General features: G+C 61.6%; 17 protein-coding genes. 6 read left to right on the forward strand and 11 right to left on the reverse strand.

Translation table 11 applies throughout. The annotated features are described in order from the left end of the window. Window positions 1-168 precede the first annotated feature (168 nt). The 3 genes from ACFR9U_RS21170 to ACFR9U_RS21180 all read right to left on the reverse strand — a co-directional run bounded on the left by ACFR9U_RS21170 (window position 169) and on the right by ACFR9U_RS21180 (window position 2,765). Window positions 169-453 (reverse strand): hypothetical protein, encoded by a 285-nt coding sequence (locus tag ACFR9U_RS21170; protein ID WP_247380994.1) that lies wholly within the window; start codon window positions 451-453, stop codon window positions 169-171. Window positions 454-680: 227 nt separating this feature from the next. Further along, on the reverse strand, window positions 681-1,259 hold the full coding sequence (locus ACFR9U_RS21175; protein ID WP_247380992.1) for a CAP domain-containing protein: 579 nt from the start codon (window positions 1,257-1,259) through the stop codon (window positions 681-683). 240 nt (window positions 1,260-1,499) lie between these two features. After that, a complete protein-coding gene (locus ACFR9U_RS21180; RefSeq protein WP_247380990.1) occupies window positions 1,500-2,765 on the reverse strand; it encodes an integrase in 1,266 nt (421 codons plus the stop codon). Window positions 2,766-3,007: 242 nt separating this feature from the next. On the opposite strand from ACFR9U_RS21180, the gene ACFR9U_RS21185 reads away from it, so the two are divergent. The 4 genes from ACFR9U_RS21185 to ACFR9U_RS21195 all read left to right on the forward strand — a co-directional run bounded on the left by ACFR9U_RS21185 (window position 3,008) and on the right by ACFR9U_RS21195 (window position 7,015). Then, window positions 3,008-3,781 (forward strand): helix-turn-helix domain-containing protein, encoded by a 774-nt coding sequence (locus ACFR9U_RS21185; RefSeq protein ID WP_247380988.1) that lies wholly within the window; start codon window positions 3,008-3,010, stop codon window positions 3,779-3,781. Window positions 3,782-4,341: 560 nt separating this feature from the next. After that, window positions 4,342-5,187 carry a manganese catalase family protein gene (locus tag ACFR9U_RS21190; RefSeq protein WP_247380986.1) on the forward strand — a complete coding sequence of 282 codons (846 nt, stop codon included), beginning with the start codon at window positions 4,342-4,344 and terminating at the stop codon, window positions 5,185-5,187. A gap of 383 nt (window positions 5,188-5,570) precedes the next feature. Continuing rightward, on the forward strand, window positions 5,571-5,900 hold the full coding sequence (locus ACFR9U_RS21435; protein ID WP_428222019.1) for a DUF7344 domain-containing protein: 330 nt from the start codon (window positions 5,571-5,573) through the stop codon (window positions 5,898-5,900). A 110-nt stretch (window positions 5,901-6,010) separates the two neighbouring features. Beyond that, window positions 6,011-7,015 (forward strand): transcription initiation factor IIB, encoded by a 1,005-nt coding sequence (locus ACFR9U_RS21195; RefSeq protein ID WP_247380983.1) that lies wholly within the window; start codon window positions 6,011-6,013, stop codon window positions 7,013-7,015. 241 nt (window positions 7,016-7,256) lie between these two features. On the opposite strand, the gene ACFR9U_RS21200 is transcribed toward ACFR9U_RS21195, so the two are convergent. After that, window positions 7,257-7,595 carry a PadR family transcriptional regulator gene (locus ACFR9U_RS21200; protein WP_247380980.1) on the reverse strand — a complete coding sequence of 113 codons (339 nt, stop codon included), beginning with the start codon at window positions 7,593-7,595 and terminating at the stop codon, window positions 7,257-7,259. A 315-nt stretch (window positions 7,596-7,910) separates the two neighbouring features. Here ACFR9U_RS21200 and ACFR9U_RS21205 point away from each other — a divergent pair, with 315 nt between their 5' ends. Then, window positions 7,911-8,099: a hypothetical protein gene (locus ACFR9U_RS21205; protein ID WP_247380977.1), complete on the forward strand. Its 189-nt coding sequence runs from the start codon at window positions 7,911-7,913 to the stop codon at window positions 8,097-8,099. A 188-nt stretch (window positions 8,100-8,287) separates the two neighbouring features. On the opposite strand, the gene ACFR9U_RS21210 is transcribed toward ACFR9U_RS21205, so the two are convergent. From ACFR9U_RS21210 to ACFR9U_RS21235, 6 genes are all read right to left on the reverse strand, one after another. After that, window positions 8,288-8,548: a hypothetical protein gene (locus tag ACFR9U_RS21210; RefSeq protein WP_247380976.1), complete on the reverse strand. Its 261-nt coding sequence runs from the start codon at window positions 8,546-8,548 to the stop codon at window positions 8,288-8,290. A gap of 138 nt (window positions 8,549-8,686) precedes the next feature. Continuing rightward, the gene (locus ACFR9U_RS21215; RefSeq protein ID WP_247380974.1) at window positions 8,687-10,132 is read right to left on the reverse strand and encodes an amidase; all 1,446 of its coding nucleotides are present in this window, start codon (window positions 10,130-10,132) and stop codon (window positions 8,687-8,689) included. A 238-nt stretch (window positions 10,133-10,370) separates the two neighbouring features. Further along, a complete protein-coding gene (locus tag ACFR9U_RS21220) occupies window positions 10,371-11,258 on the reverse strand; it encodes a DUF4392 domain-containing protein (protein WP_247380973.1) in 888 nt (295 codons plus the stop codon). 70 nt (window positions 11,259-11,328) lie between these two features. Next, a complete protein-coding gene (locus ACFR9U_RS21225) occupies window positions 11,329-14,079 on the reverse strand; it encodes a TRAP transporter permease (protein WP_247380972.1) in 2,751 nt (916 codons plus the stop codon). Further along, window positions 14,076-14,498, reverse strand: a complete 423-nt coding sequence (locus tag ACFR9U_RS21230) for a DUF1850 domain-containing protein (protein ID WP_247380970.1) — start codon at window positions 14,496-14,498, stop codon at window positions 14,076-14,078. The genes ACFR9U_RS21225 and ACFR9U_RS21230 overlap by 4 nt, the downstream gene beginning before the upstream one ends. 258 nt (window positions 14,499-14,756) lie before the next feature. Beyond that, complete coding sequence (locus ACFR9U_RS21235; protein ID WP_247380968.1) at window positions 14,757-15,716, reverse strand: TAXI family TRAP transporter solute-binding subunit; 960 nt, start codon at window positions 15,714-15,716, stop codon at window positions 14,757-14,759. Between the two features lie 1,273 nt (window positions 15,717-16,989). On the opposite strand from ACFR9U_RS21235, the gene ACFR9U_RS21240 reads away from it, so the two are divergent. Next, window positions 16,990-19,404, forward strand: a complete 2,415-nt coding sequence (locus ACFR9U_RS21240) for a nitric-oxide reductase large subunit (protein ID WP_417459081.1) — start codon at window positions 16,990-16,992, stop codon at window positions 19,402-19,404. A gap of 189 nt (window positions 19,405-19,593) precedes the next feature. Here the strand turns inward: ACFR9U_RS21240 and ACFR9U_RS21245 are convergent, their stop codons facing one another. Continuing rightward, window positions 19,594-20,007, reverse strand: a complete 414-nt coding sequence (locus ACFR9U_RS21245; protein ID WP_247380964.1) for a winged helix-turn-helix transcriptional regulator — start codon at window positions 20,005-20,007, stop codon at window positions 19,594-19,596. Window positions 20,008-20,109: the final 102 nt, after the last annotated feature.

Raw genomic sequence — 20,109 nt, forward strand, 5'->3', positions numbered from 1 at the left:
GACCCCCCGGAAAGTTAAGATTTATTGATAGCACCTGGAGATGTGTCAGACGTTAATTACACCCAAAGTAATACGGAATGTGTACTCGTCGGTAACTAAACCATTACTACGGACCACGTTCGCGTCTCTGACTTCCACTCACGACGTATACGTCGTCATACGAAGTATTCACTCGAACTGGGCCGTCGGAATCGACATTCGGTCCCAGGACGCCACAGTGTAGGCCTGCCCGCGTCGCACGAGCTGGCCCTGGTAGCGACTCGCGCTCGTGAGCGACCCATCGTACCCACTCCTGCGGAGTGCCAAGAACTCGAAGGTGATGCGGCCGCCATCTCGCGTCTCGAACTCCGGCCCGACGATCTTGGTCGACAGCCCGTCCCAATCCAGCACGTGGTCCTCGATGAACGTGTTCACGGCTTGTTCGGGCGTGTTCGATTGATGCGGACCGGACATGGTGAGCGCAGTGTCTCCGGCAGGCCGACGGCTCCGTACCGAGTGCTACTCGCGTGTTTCGTCGCACCTCTCTTGAACGTCTCGACACAGTGCGCCTGAGAGACACACGCCCCAGAACCCCCATACGCGACAACCCCGGCTCCAGCGACTCACCGAACTGATAGCGAGTACTCGTGCGCGAAGAGCTGATTCGGACTTCTTCAGTCGATCGAACGGGCGTCGGCCCGTTAACAGAACTCCTGTGTCACGTACACCGTATCGTCCCCGCGGATCTCGATCCCGACGCCTTCGGCCTGCCAGGACGAGTGGAGGAGTCGCTCGCGTTGCTGTGGCGACTGCAGCCACTTGTCGACGATTCCGCGTGCGAGTTCCCGTTCGGTGTTGAAGAACTCCGTCCCGCGACTGGTATTGACGGGAGTGTAGACCTTCGTTTTGGCGACAGTCTCTCGGCCCACGGCCGTTGCGTTCTCGGCCTGGGACCCGTTACACTGGACAGCTCCGTTGGGGACCTGGGCAGAAGCGGCGCCACCGTCGGTTCTGCTGTGGGTGACGGTGTCCGCTTCGGCCATCGTTGCACTGTGATCGCTGGCGATGGCGGCGAGTTGCTGATCGTAGTCCAGTGGTGGGAGGCCGTGCTCGGCCCGTTCCTCGTTGACGAGTTCGTGAACGATGTGCGCTGTGCGGTTCTCGTTCAGCCGGCTGTTCTCCTTCGCTGTCGCCACGTCGGTACTCGACAGGAAATGTGCACCTGCGACCGCAACGAAGACGACGAGTGCCAGGACGGGAAGAAGTCGGTGGACTTTCATTGCTACCTTGCTGAGCCAGCGCCTCGCAGACTCCGTCGGCCGTGGTCGTCCGGACGCCGGCGGTCGTTGCGAATAAGTCCAAATCCGTCGCTTGTAATTCGACACCTGCATTTTCACGTTGTGAGAACGACTTTCGATTTCCGGCGCCCACGGGTGAGCGCTCTGTCGACGGTCAGTTCCCACCGGACGAGCAACCCACCAGCGGGCTGGTCGACCGAATAGCCGTACTGCACTCGACAGTTACAGGTACGCGTCGAAAATCGCGGCCAGATCGTCCTGGACGAGGTCGCGCATGGCGGCCGCTCGTGCTTCGCGTCGCGTGCGTTCGTCGAGATAGTTGCGTTCCGAGACGCCTGCATCTGTCGACCCCTGTGCATCGGCCACTGCCGCCGTCCCCGCTTCGATCTGGGGTCGCTGTTGACGGTACAGTCGGTACCACGTCCTGCGGCCCATCTTCGGTTTCGGCGCACCACCGTCGATCGTGACGGACGCACGGTCGCCCACGTCGCGGACCCATCGACGCGCGGTCTGCGTCGAGATCGGACCGTCGCGCTCCGGTGACGGGAACAGATAGCCGGCCCAGTCCCCGTCGCGGAGGGATCGAATCCGGTCGCGAATCGCCGCCACGCCGACCAGCAACTCCACTGTGTTCCGGGTTCGCCGAGCGTTCTTCCGTTCGCCTGCCTGGAACTCGATGTACGGCACGTCACCTTCGCCTTCCGGTGGGTCGAGGACCAACTGATCGACGTGCAGCTCACAGGCCTCGACTGGCCGGAGGCCCCAGCCAGCGAGTGCCAACAGCAAGAAGCGTTCGTCGTCGGTCGCGACGGCCAGCATCTCGTCGAGATCTGACGGCGAGAGTGCCGGATGATCGTATCGGGGTTCTTCGTCCCAGCCGAAGCGCTTCAGGAGATTCGCGGCCGGATTGTACACCGCCCGTCCCGTCTCTTCGAGGAAGGTGTACCAGTTTTTCACCACGGAGACGTACTTGCGCTTCGAACCGAGCGTCCCGAGCTCGTCGTCCAGCACGCGAAAGACTTCCTTGGCTCGCTGAATCTCGTCGGGTTTCTGTTGCTCGTCGAGCAGCGGCGACAGCAAGTCGTCGGCCCCGTGGACGTCAGAATACGTGGTCACGTAGGTCTTGAGTCGCGACCGCCGCGGGCCGACCGTCGTCGCTGCTCGACCCCTGTCGTGTTCGAGTTCGTGGATGTACTCGTCCAGCACGGTGATCGTCGGTTGGTGAGCGATCCCCCAGGGACTCTCGTCGTCGGCCCCCGACTCGGGTGGGAGATCGACGGCGTCGTAGAACTCCCCTGGTGAAAGGTCGTACTCACGACGGAGGCGCTCGACGAACCCCGAGTAGTGCTGCTTGAGCCAGCGATAGGACGGCGTTTCCCGTCGCGGATCGATGTCGGCGTCCGGGTCCGCGTCGATCGCCGGGACGATCTCGTCCCGATAGAACGACGCGAAGTCGTCGACGTCCGAGAACTGCGCGTACTTAGCCATCAGTAGTCGACGAAACGGCTGCTGTCGGTCGTCGAGTCGGGGCTGTGAACATGAATTTTGGTAAGTAGATGAACACAACCAGATAGCTTATTGGTTTTGGTGCGTCTTTGTCGGTGCGGACAACAACGAAACACGTCCGGACAGGGGGATTGCCGACCACGGGTATCGTGATGAGTCGGGGCGATCGACAGTTGGTACATACCAAACGAAACTATACCAGTCCGGTTCGTAACCACTCGTACATGCGAGAGTTCGTCTTCACGATCGAATACGAGGAGGGGGTCGACGAGGTGATGGACCTGTTCATCGAGAATCCGGAACTCCGCGCCAGAACGATGGCGGTCCACGCGACGAGCGAATCGATCTGGCGTCTCGCGCACGTCACCGGACCGAAAGAAGTGCTTGCGACGTTCGAGGACCTGCTCGGTCGCATCACCAACTGCAACGAGACGATCGGGATGTGTGGCTCGCCCGTCGTCGAGTGGGACTACGAGATCCTATCGAGTACCCCGAACAGCCGCATCGTCTACACGTGCCAGCAGGAGGGCGACGGTGTTCACTCGATCCCCCACGTCGCTGCGAAACACATCGGTGACGGACTCCTGATGCAAGCGGAACGCCGCGGCAATCAGTATCAGTGGCGGTTGCTCATCGACGACGAGGACACGGTCGGCGCCATTTACGACGAGGTCGACGCCGGGCTCTGTGATGGCCTTTCGATCACCGTCGAGCGACTGAGCGATCCGGAGTGCTGGACGGACACGGGATTCCACGACGATGACCTCCCCCCGGAGCAACAGGCGGCCCTCGAAGCCGCCGTGGAATACGGCTACTACGAGACGCCACGGCGCAACTCGCTCCAGTCGATCGCGGACACAATCGACGTTCCCACCTCCACGCTGCAGTACCGCATCACCCGCGCCGAAGCGTGGCTAGCGACGGAGTTCGTCTCGAATTCGCTCAGTGCCCGGCCGGACGATCACCCCGACGCAGAGGACGTCCAACTCGAAGCGTGACAGGCGGTCGCAACGCTCAGGACCGCACCCGAGTACTGTCGGTAGACACGTCTCGCTCGTGAAGTGAACACTGGTTGGCGTCAGTGCCCCTTCCCGATCGGTACCCGGCGGGTTCGGTCAGCGGCAATCCCAATTTTCCACCGTTACGTTCGGGATTGAGAACGTGTATCAGAGTTTGCGTGCTTCCTCTCAGGGGCAACTCACGGGTTTCCGCGCTGTCTCTATGTAAGGCGGAAAGTCGCAACAGCACGTCAGGAGCCAGGTTCGGTTCGTGGACGCGCAAACGAACGATCGGAAATAGCCTTCGTCAACACACGAAGACGAGAGCAATGTCCGTCAATGAGAAGCTGACCCGGTCGTTACTCTCCCGACATACCACTCCGTTCTTGGTGGAGCCGGTCGCAAGATGGCGATTCGATCTGGCTTCGCTGCCCATCTGTGTAGTGTGTGACCAATTCTAGAATCCTATGTCGAAACTGGTGACCGCATACAGGGAACCCAAACACACGCCGAAACTTCACTTTTTGAAATGGGTGCTGACGAGTCTGTGGAGGCAGCCAATGTTCTATCACGATAACGAGCTCCAGTACGAGGTCGAGGTCGAGGAGCCTGATCCGTACTACGCCAAGATGATGCAGCAGGCCATCGGCGGCATCGAGGGCGAGATGCGGGTCGCACTCCAGTACATGTTTCAGGCGTTCGGGACGCCAAAGAGCATGGGCAAGTACCGCGACCTGCTGATGGAGACGGCGACCGAGGAACTCGGCCACATCGAGATGATCGCCACCGCCATCACGAAGAACCTCCAGGGAGCGCCCGAGGATGTCAAAGAAGAGGTGGCGGACGGGAACCCGCTCATCCGGACGATGATGCAGGGCGGCCAGCCGCGACAGGCGCTCAGCGCCGGCATGCACGGACTCGCGACCGACGCGAACGGCGTCCCGTTCAACGGGAGCTACGTGGTCGCGAGCGGGAACCTCGCCGCCGACATGTACGCGAACATCGCGGCCGAGGCCACCGGCCGCCAGCTCGCCTGCCGACTGTACGAGATGACCGACGACGAGGGGATGAAAGACATGTGGGCGTATCTCATCGCCCGGGACACCATGCACCAGAACCAGTGGCACGCCGCCCTCGAAGAACTCGGTGATACCCTGCCCGTTCCGGCCAGTTTCCCCCAGGAGAAAGAAAACCAGAACGTCAACTACCAGTTCATGTCGACGTTCCGCGACCAGCGGGAAGACCCCGAGGAGCGGTGGACGCAGGACACCTCGATCGACGGCAAGGGCGAGTTCTCGTTCGGCTATCAACCCGGCGGCGGCAGCGGCCTGGTCGAAGAGGCGATCGAGGAGATGCACAATCACGCGAGTGGATCGGGCGGCGACAAGAGCATCGACGACCAATAGCCGTCTAGTCGATCGCCTAGACAACGCCGGATTCAGGGGGGTCCTTCCGGGCAACCCCCTGAATAACGGAGTTCGGGAACCGAGCTATCAGCGCCGAAACACAGCGTCGCATGCACGAAGGCAAGCAGACACGAGGGTAAGGCTGCATTTCAGATCACAACAACCCCCGGAGATCCCTGAAGAGAGACTGTACTGCAGCAGAGCCGCCGTTTCGGCCCCCCTAGCTGATGGTCGTCGCACTGCAATTATCGCGTCCCTATTCTTTGCAGCATCGCTCTTGAACGGGCTTATCGAGAGCAGGGCGCTGGTGGAGCGTACTGCCAGTTTATGAGGGACGACACCGAACGTGCGCCCTTCCAAACGCCACTTGGAAGTGGACGATCATGCCCCACCCCTCAGCAAAAGCGACGTACCGGCGTGTTGCACGCCACCGACGCCAGTCTGTCCTGACATACTTACGGGAAGCAGACGACCGAGTGGTACCGATCGACGAACTCGCTGACTACGTGGCGAGCCAAGAGTCCGAGTCGCTGTCCTCGCAACGGGACACGATCACTGTCGATTTGGCGTACGTCCATCTTCCGTTACTGGATGACATGGGCGTGATCGAGTTCGATCGCCGCTCCGAGCGTGTCCGGTTCGACGGCCACGCTGCGATAGATGAAGCAGGCGATGCAATTACAGCGAACCGAGGCGAAACTCCACGACTGTAGCCGTGCAGAGAGGTCAAAGCCGGCTGTGACGTCCCCACTGTCTCGGCCGTTCGTGATGTACCAAACGAACCCCCAATATCTCGACGCTCGTGGGTACGTGTACGAACTCAATGTCTGAATCGACTCGCACCAGCTGGCGCCCGAATGCCGACGACACTCACGTTGCCAGCGACAACGAGGAGACATCGAGAACTGAAGAGAGCCAACACTCCGACGAGGATCTGGTCTACGACGAGCAACACGGCGAGTGGATCGACCCCGAAACGGGGGAAGTGGTGAGCGAAGACGAGATCGACCGCGGGCCGGAGTGGCGCGCGTACGATGCCGCCGACCGCGACGAGAAATCCCGCGTCGGGGCGCCGACGACGAAGATGATGCACGACCAGGGGCTCTCGACGAACATCGGGTGGGCGGACAGAGATGCGAACGGCAACGCGCTGGGCACAGCACAACGCCAGAAGATGCGGCGCTTGCGCACCTGGAACGAGCGCTTCCGCACCCGCGACTCCAAAGAACGCAACCTGAAACAGGCCCTCGGTGAGATCGACCGCATGGCCTCGGCACTCGGGCTTCCGGAGACCGTCCGCGAGACTGGAAGCGTCATCTACCGGCGTGCGCTCGACGAGAACCTGCTCCCCGGCCGCTCCATCGAAGGCGTGGCGACCGCCTCGCTGTACGGAGCCGCCAAACAGGCGAACGTCCCCCGGTCGCTGGACGAGTTCCAGCGCGTCTCACGCGTGGCGAAACTGGAGCTCACACGAACCTATCGGTACATCGTCCGAGAGCTGAACCTGGAAATCCAGCCGGCAGAGCCTGCCCAGTATCTCCCGCGATTCGTCTCTGCGCTCGAGGCGAGTTCGGCCGTGGAGCGAACGGCCCGGAAGCTACTCGAACACTCGAACGCACAGATGGTTCACAGCGGCAAGAGTCCGGTCGGACTCGCGGCTGCTGCCATCTACGCCGGAGGCCTCCTCGTCGGTGAAGAACTCACCCAGGAAGCGATCAGCCAGGTGACCGACATCAGCGCAGTCACGATCAGAAGCCGCTATCAGGATTTCTTCGACGCCCTGGAGAAAGACGAGCTCCGGAATCTGCGGTCGGAAGCGACTGCATAGGCGGCCGACAGGCACGCGATCTATTCTGCAGTCGAGTCGAGCGATGGCGGTTCTGATGGGCATTCCAACTGATTGTCTTCTGGTCTCAGTGGCTTTGGGGTCAGATCACCGACGATGAGGTAGTCCTTGATCGGTTCGGGGTCTTCTCGCGTGGGTTCTCCCCCATCCCCCACTGCCGCAGCGCGTACTGTTCAGGAGTCGTTAGACCGCGTCTGTTCTCGAGTCGGTTCGGAGTCCACCGTTAGTCGAGATAGGCATCGAGAACGTCTGTGATTCGAACCTGCTGTTCGACGAGGAACTGCTCGCCCACCTCCGTGAGGGAGTACTCGTTCGTCCGTTTGTCGAGTGCCGTTTTCTCGACGAGGCCATCCGTAACCAGCGTGTCGAGATTCGGGTACAGCCGACCGTGGTTGATCTCCTCGTCGTAGACCGATTCCAGTTGGCGTTTGATCGCGAGGCCGTAGGGGTCTGTTCCTTCGGTTTCCAGGGTCGCGATCGCCAACAGCACTTCGCGCTGGAAGGTGCTGTACTCAGGGAACGTGTCGATTGCGTCCGGGGTAGGTGTCTTGGGGGTAGCCATAGTCGTCGTGTCATCGACCAGTGGATCATGACAGCCACAGACACTCACACTGTCTGTGCTGAATACATATCATCGACACTGGTCTTATCCCAAACATGTGAATCGCATAATTAGTACCTATCGCTTTCTTCGAGAAACGGGTGGATAGTTTCTACCCGTTTCTTGATATCGAACATGATCGAGCAATTTTACTTGGGCCCTGTGCAGGATGGAGAACGCCGAGAGACACGCGAACTGAGCAGTCTATCGCAGTCCACTGCCCAGCGATTCCATGACAGACAAAGTATTTAGCAGCGATGTCGGTACAACGAGGTAATGGCACCCAGTCGGAGACGAGACGTCAGGCCTCTCTTCGGGGCGCTGATCGTCGGGTTCGCGTTTTTCCTCCTCATCAACTACCTGAGTCTATTCGGTGTGGTGACCGTCGATTCCGATTTGCTCGTCATCTCTGTCGGGGTTGTCATCGGCTACGGCACTGCTCGGGTGACGAATCCACAGCGGTAACAGTACGGAAGCCGGGGCTTGCACCTCGAAATCTATGTGAGTCACTGGAAGCCAACGTCAGGATCAAAAGCCGGACACAGTGACGCTGACCAGCGGCTGTGTCTCATCGTAGTGGTCCCACGTACATCCCAGCTCAGACACCGAGAGCTCCCGTCGTCACGACGTGATCGAGAACGGTCGATTCGCAGCTAGTTTTCACAGGAACACGAGTCGCCGCGAGCCCGCAACAGAACTCCAATGAGACCGACCGTCAGTGCCGAGACGAGAACGCGAACGACCCCACCACCGATTGCTGCTGTCGTTCCACCTGCGACGGCAGCCCCCGCAGCACCGGTCGCCGCCGGTGCTGCGAAGAGACAGCAGAGACTGACTGTGCCACCAATGCCGAGGAGCGCCCATCGACCGCTCGTCTCGGACTCCGCCGATGGTTTCGCGGACGTCCCTGTCATCGTTTGCGCTGGACGGGGTTCGAGAAACAGCCAGTGACTGCCCATCGAGTCATTTGGATCGTCCGTGTAACGTGCTGGCTCGGCCTTAACACCTGCGACCACACCGAGTGCACGTGAGACATCTGCAGGTGTCGTTTCTCAGATGGGCGGATACTGCCCAGCCCAGGGTCGGACTCGCTCGAGCGCTGCGGTGGCGCTCAGGACGTCGGGCTCGGCGAACCGCTCACCGACGATCTGCAGTCCGACCGGGAGGCCGTCGTCGGTGAGCCCGGCAGGCACTGACGCCGCGGGATGGCCGGTCAGGTTGAACACCCACGTCAGCATGACGTCGGTCGGAACGCCCAGCACCGACTGCCCGTCGATCTCCGTCGGGTAGCCGTCGGCGAGGTGCTTGCTGTACGGGGGGACGGTCAGCGTCGGTGTCACCAGGACGTCGTAGGAGTCGAGCACGTCCTGAACGGCGTCGTATGCGGCAGTCCGGGGGACGTTCGCCAGTCGTTCGGCAGTCGCGTCCGTCCCCTCGCCGAGTGCGATCGTCGACCGGACCGTCTCCTCGACGTCCGCCGTCTCGAAGTCGAGCTCGTAGTGGTCCGCGAGTTGCTGGGCGAATGCGCGGAAGAAGACGCCGACCTGCTCGACGTACGCCATCGACAGCTCCTCGTACGGGGGGAGCGACACGTCCACGGTCTCGACTGTCGCGCCGGCATCTGCGAGGTCAGCGACGGCGGCATCGACCGTCTCACGGACGGCCGGCGCGACCGGTTGGAGGTCAAGGTTCGGGCTGTACGCGATCGAGAGATCGTCTGTCGGCCGATCGGTCGCCCCCACGTAGTCCACGTCCGGACGGGGGACGCTGAACGGATCGCGGCCGTCCGGGCCCGCGAGAACGTCGAGGAGCACGGCGACGTCCTCGGCGGACCGGGCCATCGGGCCGCCGACGAAAAACGGCGAATGGGTGCTGAACCCGTCAGCGGGGACGCGCTCTGGGACGAGGCCGAACGTGGGCTTCAGGCCGATGACGTTACAGCAGGCGGCTGGCACCCGGAGCGACCCGCCGATGTCCGACCCGGTGGCGAGTGGCACCGTGCCGGCCGCGAGTGCTGCCGCCGACCCGCCGGAGGAGCCCCCGGCGGACCGGTCGTTGTCGAACGGCGTCGGCGTTGCGCCGACGAGGCGGTTCTCCGTCTTGATCGTGTGGCCGAGTGCCGGCGTATTGGTGGTGCCGACGATGACCGCGCCAGCGGCTTCCAGCCGTTCGACCGTGATGGAGTCTTCGTCGGCGACGTTGTCGGCCAGCGGTGCGAGCCCCATCGTGTTTCGAACGCCGGCTTTCCGGCTTCGGAGATCCTTGATCGCGACCGGCATGCCGTGGAGCGGGCCGAGATCCTCGTCGCGAGCGGCCGCCCGGTCGGCCGCACGAGCGCGCTCGCGGGCCGAGTCCGCGATGACCGTGATGAATGCGTTCAACGCGTCGGTCGCTTCGATCCGGGTCAGTGCCGTCTCGACGAGGTCCAGCGAGGACAGCCTGCCCTCGCGAACCGCAGTTGCGAGTTCGCGAGCCGACCGTCCCCTGAGTTCGGACATACCTCTGCAATGCCATGGACGGGGAAATAAAGCCCCGTGTCAGTTTCCGGCTTGCTCGTCCTGTCATGGCTACTCCGAGGGTGTTCGCCTCTAGCTGTCTCTCTCGACTGACGCAGAGCGTAGCTGTCAGCGCATTCTCTTTGCCACCAGAGACACGGCTGTACCATCGTCGGAGTCCACGCCGTCTCGCGGCCGGATCACCAGGTCCAATTATCGCGAGACTGCAGTGTTCCAGCAGTCAGTCCGTGGCGAGTTCGGCCGCACAGCTCCGGTGGAGGATGTCGACGACGCTCTCGTGGATTTCACACGCGATACCGTCGACGCACGTCTCGGAGTCGCCGCTGACACCGTCGACACACCCAGCTGAGAGGGACCTCGCAAGCAGTCGACGCTCGGCCTCGCCGGTATGAAGCAGATTCTCGCCGGCGAACACGGACAGCGCGGCGACGATACCGTAGGCGCCCCAGTTCGAGACCCCGGCGACGACCAGTGCGTCGACCGGCGTCACACAGGCGATTGTCTCGCCGTGGGGAATCGCCGCTTCGACCGTCGACTGGACCACGCCCATCCCGAGTTCGTTGCCACCGTCGCCGACGGCGACCGTTGGAATCCCCTGCTCGCGTGCCTGCTCGAACAGTCCGTCGACGGGGCCAACGTACTCCAGAATGTCCGCACCAGCCATGTTTCGGTAGCTCCCGTCGGCGCACCGACCGGGTTTTTCGATGGCCACGAGCGCCGTCGGCTCGTACCGGTCGAGCAGTGAGTCTGCACTCGTCGCCGTCGGTTCAACCGTTTCGACGGGGAAGTCACACCCGAGTTCGTCGGCGAGCGCCGTGATCGGGTCGCGGACCATCGGCTCCACGACGAGTACCGGCGTCGCACCGAGTCGAGCGAGCGCTCGCGCCAGCACGACGGTCCCGAGTGGGCCGTCGGTCTCGGGGGCTCCGGGCGGGACGATCGGAAACCCGGTCGTCAACAGAACGTGCCCGCCGGACTCACAGGCTCGCTGCAGGCGCTCCGCCGCGGTCTTCACCAGTGGGTCGTCCGCACGGACGGCCTCGTAGAGACGGCGACTGTTCCGCCCGCCGAGATCTAGCGTGATCTGGTGGTCGATTTCCACAAACATACCGCATCTCTGAGGCCACGTCTGCTAAACGTGGCGGAAACCGCGGCAAAAACAGGCGTCGATGCGCTGCCTATGAGCCGTCGGCAGCGACGGGTGTGGACCGCTCCGCGCCCGTGTCTGGGTCTGCCTTCCGGCGGTTCCGGACTGCCAACCCGAGGAAGATGAGGAAGCCCACGCCGCGAAGGCTGAGGTCCAACAGGAGCGCGTCGGGCGAGACGGACACGCCGACCAGCCCAAGCAGACCGAAGACGGTCTCCGAGAGCAGCCGGGGCGCCATCAACAACAGTGAACTGAGCGCGAACCCGGTCCGGCCGACCGAGTCGACGCGGGTGTACAGCGTCCCGATGACGGTCGCCCCAAGTGCGATGACGCCGAGGAAGACCCCGATAACAGGAATGATGATCTCCGGAACGGAGTAGGACAACTCGGCGAGATCGCTGACGCCGATGACGCGATACTGCTCACGGAGCGGCAGTTGCGCGGCGTTGGCCTTCTTCCGCACCAGGACGATGCCCGGCGCGAGGACGAACGCGAAGGGGACGATCGCCTTGTTCAGCGACAGCGAGAACGCAGAGACGCCCGTCTCGAAGGGGTCGGATTTCGCGACCCCGCTGGCAGCGTAGGCCGCGACCGCCACTGGCGGCGTGATGTCGGCGATGACGCCGAAGTAGAGGATGAACAGGTGGGCCGCGAGCAGTGGGATGCCGAACTCCACCAACGGCGCGGCCAGCATCGAGATGAGGATGATGTAGGTGACCGTCGTCGGCATTCCCATCCCGAGAATGATGCTGGCGATCGCCGTCACGAGCAGCATCACGACGATCGAGCCACCGGACAGTTCGAGCAGTAACGAGGTGAGGTTCGGGCCGAGCCCGGAGACGCTGATGACGCCGGGGATGATCCCAGCGGCCGCGACCGCGATGACCACCGGAACCGCCGTTCGCGCCCCTTCGTCCAGCGACTTGACGACGAACACACCGAGCCGGAACGGCTGGTTGTTCACGTCACGGCCCGTTCGGCTCCCGATCGACCGGGCAGTGTCCGTAATCGTCGGGTTGAGATCGAGCAGCGAGGCGTCGTGTCTCGGGTGAATCAGCAGCGTCACCGTCCCGGCGAGCATGAGATACCAGCCGATCCGGGAGACGACGACACCCACCGCGTCATCGATGGGGAGTCCGGCGCCGCCGGCCCCGCCAACGAGTCCGAGCACCGAAACGCCTGTCACGACGAAGCTCGCGACCTCGATGCCCAGGATCACCGCGAGCACGCCGGCCAGTCGCCCGCGCGTCTCCTTGCTGTAGGCCGAGACGAGTGTGATGAGTGCCACGAGTGCGACGATGGTGAACCACGCCGACCGCGACACCGAGAGCCGTTCGATGATGAGGTAGTACAACAGCAGGCCGATCGGAACGAGGTAGAACCAGCCCCGTTTGAGATGTGGCCACATCGAGACCATCTCGGCGTCCTCGACGCCGCCGATCCCCTCCTGGACCGCTTTGAGATGGACCATCACCCAGACGCCGAAGAAGAAGACGATGGCCGGGATCGTCGCCAGGAGGATGATGTCCGCGAACGGCGTCGCGGTGTACTGGACCATGAGGAAGGCAGCCGCACCCATCACCGGCGGCAGGATCTGCCCACCGGACGAGGCCGAGGACTCGACTGCCCCCGAGAACTCGGGCGAGTAGCCCGACCGCTTCATCAGTGGGATCGTGAACGCGCCGGTGGTCACCGTGTTCGCGATCGACGACCCCGAGATCGTTCCCATAAAGCCGCTCGCGAGAATGCTCGCCTTCGCGGGACCGCCTTTGCGCTTCCCGGTGGCTGCGTAGGCGAGATCGATGAACCACTGGCCGGCGCCGCTCATCTCCAGGAACGCACCGAAGAGAATGAAGATGTAGATGAAACTCAGCGAGACCGTCACTGGAATGCCGAACACACCGTTTTCGGTGTTGTACCAGAGGTTCTTGATGATTTCTGGCCACGACAGTTCGGGAATCGCGAGGATACCGAGGAACGGTGTCCCGCCATCGATGAGGTAGCCCCAGCGCGCGTAGACGATGAAACTCGCCACGATCAACATGAGCGGCAGTCCGAGCGTCCGGCGGGTGGCTTCGAGCACCAGCAGAATGCCGATCACGCCGAGTATCATCGCGTAGGAGACGTCGCTGACGACCGGTAGCCCACCGAGCACCGGGTCGAGGAACGCGTACACCTCTGTGATTGGTCGCCCCGACGCAATGCCGAACACTCGCATCCGCTGAATCTCTGCGTACTCCGTCAGGAAGTAGACGGCAGAGAGCAGCGCGCCGAAGATACTGAGCAGGTCGACCGGCGTCACCCGTTCCATGTCGGGGTCGACGAACGTCCACCGGAACCCGCGCCGAAGGCCATCGATAAGCCGTGTGAGCGGGTTCCGAGGGCCCAGCTGGTCGGCTGCCGCCGACGGAATCCGGCCGAGGGCTCGAGCGACGATGCCATCGCCTGTACTGCTCGGATACAACAGGAACGTGAGCACGAGCGCGAACGCGACGTGGATCGCGTTCGCCTGGAGCAGCTGTAACGAGATTTCCCAGGGCTTGACCGAGATCCACCAGTTCTCGACGACTGGCACCCACAGTGTAAAGGTGAGACTCCGGGCGGCCAGGAACAGCTGGAACACCGAAAACAGGATGCCGATCGCTGCGACGGCGATGGCGGCGATGCCCTGTGGTGACCGCCGGCGTTCGATCTCGTCGATCAGGTCTTCGGCCTCTTCGCGGGAGATTTCCTCGCTTCCATCATCGTCGGCGCTGTCGGTCGGGGAATTGGTCGTCGTCATAGTATCCTCTCAATCAGTGATTGTCGTTCGATATGAATGCGAACGTCACTGGCGTTCGTCGCGGTAACGAGGTCGTGGCGCTCACCGTCGACGATGAGGCTGTGGCCAGCGACTCGCCCGGGCGAGACAGACAGGGTCTGGAGTTCGGTAATCGGCTCCGCCGGCTCGTAGACGAGCGTCCCGTTGACGTTGGTGACGTCCACGCGTGCGGGGAGCCCCCAGCCGTAGGACTCGAACTCCATCCGCGTATTTACCAGTGTTTGATTCTCGACGCGATAGGCGTCGTAGACCCTGGATTTCTCGACGCTGTGCATATATTCGAGCCCAACAGTGCTCCCGTCGGAAACCGGTTCGGTGATGTAGTGCTCACCTGTGGCGCTGTCCTCGACGACGAGAACCCGCTCGGTCGGGACCGCCATGGCGACACCGGCAGACGCCACTACCAGTGCTACCAGCAGCACGGCGTAGAGAGACACCCGGGCGACGGGAGCGGCGGAGTGCAGGCGCGTAGTGATACGATTTCGGGACACGTTCGATACGTAGTACAGCAGTCAAACGGAACGGTTCCAGCGGGACGGGACGGCTCCACCGTTGGCTAGTCAGCGACCGTCGGTCCGGCGGACAGTCGACGACTCACAGTCCCCCCGCAGTGTGTGAGTGCAAGCGGTTTGCCCTATTCAGGCGTCGAAGTACGAGGCTGCGCCCTCGTGGAGTTCGATCGACATCCCGTCCTGAGCACTGTCGACCGTGATGAAGTCCGTTTTGATCGACAGCGAATCGAGGTTGTCGAAGATAGCGGCAGTGACCGTCTCGACGGTCTCGGCCGACACGTCCTCGTGGGTGGCGATCATTGCCTGGACGGCGACCGTCTCGACGTCCTCGTCGACGCCGCTGTAGGTCCCTGCCGGGATGGTGTCGTTGGCGAACCACGAGGCGTCGGATTTGATCGACTCGCGGGCGTCACCGGCGATCGGGACGATGTCGATGTCATGCGTGTTTGCCAGGTCCTCGATCGCACCGACCGGCCAGCCACCGACGACGAAGGCGGCGTCGATGTCGCCGTTGGCGAGCTGTTCGGACGCCTGCGAGAAGCCAGCGTTCTGCTCGTTGTAGTCGGTGATGCCGGCGGATTCGAGGATCTGCAGGGCGTTCACCTGCGTCCCGGAGCCGAGGTCGCCGGTGACGACCGTCTTGCCGCTGAGATCAGCGAGCGAGGAGATGTCGTTCTCAGCCAGCGTCACGAGCGTGATCGTCTCCGGGTACAGCGTCGCGACACCCTGCAGCGAGTCGATCGGTTGATCCTTGAACGCGTCGATGCCGGTTCCGTTCTTGGCGAAGGAGGCGATGTCGTTCTGGATGAGTGCGAAGTCGGCCGAGTCGTTGGCGAGGCTCCCGACGTTCTCGACGCTCGCGCCCGTCGACTGGACGTTCAGCTTGTAGTCCGTGTTGTTCTCGACGACCGTTTTGAACTCGTTGGAAAGCGGGAAGTAGGTGCCACCAGTTCCGCCAGCGTGCCAGCTGAGGCGGTTGTCTGAACCGTCATCGCCGCCACCGTTACCGGAACAGCCCGCAAGGGCGACAGCACTCGTTACACCAGCTGCTTTGAGAAATCGACGTCGTGTCTGTTCGGATGACATACGTTCCCCAACATAGGGGACGTACATAAAATTGTTCAAAATGGTCGAAATGGACGGGTACAGGAGTCCCGGATGGAATTATGTCCGGCATAGAAGAGGTTCCATGTGCAAATGTGAACAAAATTAAGAATGTGTCTATAGTTGAAAGTCAGCGCAGTATTGCGGTTTTCGTGCTAGAACCACCAGTGGCGTCCTGCCATCGCTGCAATCCGAGGTCCTTCGACAGGGATCCGAATTCGTTGTGACCTGTTTGAGATCGGCGTCGTCCTCAGAAAGCGGAGATTCCGGGGACGCTACTTGCAAATGCAGTGTGAACCATTAACAACCGCTTCGAGCCTACTAGCACTGCTGGACGTGCATGTAACAAATCATGGGTCTCACAAGCGTTCTATCAGCTAGCGATACTTCCAAAGGAACCAAGACTCGTCGCTCGACCGAGTACGTAACGAATTGTCTCGGGACTAGCCTGGAATCCGTGAGCAACCTCTCACGCAAAGTTCGGAGCGCCGCTGATGCGCAAGTAGCTGGTGTCATCGATCGGAGCGTCGACGAACTACGAACTCAGATCGAGGATCAGATTGCAGGCGGAGTACACGACCGGCTCATCAAGCGAACCACCAACAGCGTACGCGACCAACTCTCTGAACGGGACCTCGGGCAATTCCGCGAGCAATCCAAACGAGATGCAGTCATCGACGCTCCACCCGATCGTGCGCTCGAATCATTCCTCCATCGATACGATTTAGACACGACTCGGCTGGACGAAGACACACTGACCGCGATCCGAGACCAACTAGCCACTGAAGCCGACCTAAACACGGGCGAGTTGCTCGGACACCTCGTTACTGGCGATTCGGGACAGCTATCTGCAGAGACGAAATCGGACTTAGATTCAGACTCAGATACGGGGACCACGATCGACCACGCATTCACGGAGGCGTATTCGAGATTCTGTGCGGAACTGGATGTGGAAACGAATCAGTCTCTGGACCGAGTCCTCACGAATATTTGTCAGCAAGACGCTTCTCTCGTCGGTCACGCAGCCGAGCAAATTTTGACCGGGGAGTTACCACGGATCGTCGGTCAACAGTCGGTCACCACAACTGAGACAGAGTATCGTTCACAAATACCAACCAATCAGACAGGCAATACAAATAGAATCCAAACGGACGGGAAGCACAGTCGGGCAGCGGCCACGATAGCACTCCTGGCAATGACCCTCCTCACCGACATCGGGGCAGATGATCATTCCCCTGGCCAAGCGTTCCGGATCTTGGCATCGAACCTGACTGGTGAGGAAAGTGAAAACGCCGCGCTCGAGCGTGTCTTCCTGGAGCTGGTCTCGACGCTGGGATTCGAGACTGGAGACGTTGGTATCGATCCCGCAACACTCCGGTCCAAATCGAGCGGGTCACTCGCGCTCGTCGCGCTATTCGTCGCTAACCTCGTCGCAATGGGGCTCGGTGCCTGGGCATCCCATGAGCGAGCGCCGCCGATTCCTGACGAAATTCGCGGACCGGATGGGGACACGATCGTCACAGACGAGCAAGTGCAACTCGGCAAAAAGGTGTTTCAGGCCAACGGGCTCATGAATCTGGGCTCGGTCCTTGGCAACGGTTCGTACTTCGGCGTTGATCTCACGGCGGATGCCTTAGCGCTGAAAGCCGATTTCATGCGCGAGTATTATGCTCGTCAACGAGGGGGAGACGCCTTCGATGTACTCGACAACGACGAGCAGGCGGTCGTTGCAGAACGCGTCGAACGGGAACTCGATTCGGATGCCCCGGAGGGAGCGGTTGTCACGTACTCGGCGGCAGAGGCCTATGCGCACCGACGGATTCGAGAGCAGTACGTCGACCGGTACTATGGTGGCTCGCCCGACCGAGGCATTCCGTCGGAGTTCGTTAGTTCAGTCGATCACGCTGAGCGCCTCGCCGACTTCGCGTGTTGGACAGCGTGGATGGCCCACACCAACCGGCCGAACTCGGATCACTCCTACACGAACGACTGGCCGTACGTGCCAGGGACTGGGAATCGGCCCACCGGGCAGGTCCTCGTCTGGAGTACGGTCAGCGTCGTCTTGCTCATTGCTGGTGGCGGGGCTGGCGTCTGGGCGTATCATTCGTTCGAGTTCGTCGAACCGACGACCGAACTCATCGACGTCCCCGCTCCCGACGCGGTATCGATCACACCAACCCAATACGCCGCGGCGTGGTACGTTCCCGTCGCCGGGGCGCTATTCGTCGCGCAAACACTTATCGGGGCGCTGCTAGCCCACTACTACGTCGAACGGACTGGATTCTATCGCATCGGGGATGCGCTCGGGATCGATATCGTCTCGCTGCTTCCGTTCTCGATCGGCCGTGCCTGGCACGTCAACCTCGGAATCCTCTGGATCACACTGCTGTGGCTCGCAGGCGGACTCTTCCTCCCGGGACTGTTCAGCGATCGCGATCCACCCTGGCAGGCCACAGGCGCAGGTGTACTGCTCGGCGTGCTCGTCCTCGCGACCGTCGGTGCGTTCGCAGGCGTCTGGCTCGGCACGCATGGAGAGTTCGGCTCACCAGAGGACGGGAACCTCTGGTGGTTGCTTGGCTCCGAGGGCCTCGAGTACCTCGAAGTCGGTCGGCTCTGGAAAGTCGGACTCCTCGGCGGCTTCGCCGGCTGGACAGGACTGGTGCTTCGCGGTGTCCGTCAACTGGACGAACCGGTGACTGGCTTAGGACACTTCATGACCTACGCGGGCGGCTCGATCGCACTGTTGTTCGCCGCGAGCATGCTTTACACGCCCGAGACGAACATGGCAGTCACGGAGTTCTGGCGCTGGTGGGTCGTCCACATGTGGGTCGAAGGTGTCTTCGAATTTTTCGTCACTGCCGTGATTTCCGCGGCGCTGGTCTCGATGGATCTCGTAGAGAAAAGCGACGCCGAAAAAGCAATTCTCTTCGAAGTCTTCGCGATTATGGCTGCGGGAATCGTCGGTGTCTCCCACCATTACTGGTGGGTCGGCCTGCCCGACTTCTGGGTCCCACTCGGAACGACGTTCTCGACGCTCGAGTTCGTTCCGCTGGTGTTCGTACTCTATCGAAGCCTCGGCGAATATCGGTCACTCATTGCCCAGGGCGAGGAGTTCCCGTACACGGTGCCGCTCCTGTTCATTCTCGGGAGCAGCGTCTGGAACTTCGTCGGTGGTGGGGTCCTCGGATTCTTCATCAACCTGCCGATCATCAACTATTACGAACACGGGACCTACCTGACCGTCGCACATGCGCATACGTCGCTGTTCGGTGCATTCGGACTCCTCGCACTCGGACTCGGAACCTATATCCTCCGCGTCGTCACACCCGAAGCCGCCTGGAACCCCACGTGGTTCCGCGGGACGTTCTGGCTGACGAACGTTGGGCTAGTTATCATGAGCGTCGCATCCTTACTGCCCGTCGGATTCGCGCAACTCCAGACCGCCTATCGGGACGGGTATGCCGCCGCCCGCAGTCTCGACTTCTATGAACAGGACCACGTCCAGACATTGCTATGGGCGCGAACGCTCGGCGACACGCCAATGATCCTTGGGGCACTCGCCTTTACTGCTGGAGCGATTCGACACCTCCGTTCATCACGTCAGTATTTGAACAGGGAATCCTCTGAAGATTCGGCTTTCTTCACCGGATACCGCTCAAGAGGGTCATAGTAGTCCCCGCCGCCGTGCTTCTGACCAAGGAATACCGAGCCATCAAGCCCTCCTCCCCAGGAGCAAACACCCTCAGAGACAATTCCGGGACAGAGTGCTCATTTACTTTGGGGGCAAACCTGTGCGGACTGGGAAAGCGTTGGTCCGTGATTGCAGAGTCAGAAAAAGCAGTCCGGTCAACTGAGTAACTCAACACTGATCGACAACGGTTACGCACCCGTCTGGAAGTGCTTCAGTTCGACACTCCGCCGACGTCTCGGAACAGTTCTCGGTCTGACTGTCGTCAGCCGTTCGGTCGTGGAGTTCGACGAGCGGCTCCAACTCGCGAAGCCGAGTGGCGATTTCAGTTCCCTGCTCGGTCAGAGAGTACGTCGTCGTGGGGGGCGTCGTGTCTGTAACCGTCCGCTCGACGAGGCCGTGACACCTGAGTTCTTTGAGCCGTTGTGAAAGCATCGGTGCGGTCAGGCCACTGAGTTCGTTCTGGATGGCGTTGAACCCGTACGACCCGTCAGTGAGGAGGCGAAGGATATGCAGGGTCCACTTCGGCCCAAGGACGTCGTGTAGCCCGTGCCATTTTGCCTGCCATTGCTCGGTCTCTCCCATTGCCTCAATATCAGTCGCTGTAGCGTGATATACGTTCGTGGTCTTTCTCTTCTTACAGAGATTCGAGGAGAAAGCCCACGATCTTCAGTCGTGGGATGAACC

Origin of the sequence: Halorientalis brevis (genome assembly GCF_042678165.1) — an archaeon.
GTDB lineage: Archaea > Halobacteriota > Halobacteria > Halobacteriales > Haloarculaceae > Halorientalis > Halorientalis brevis.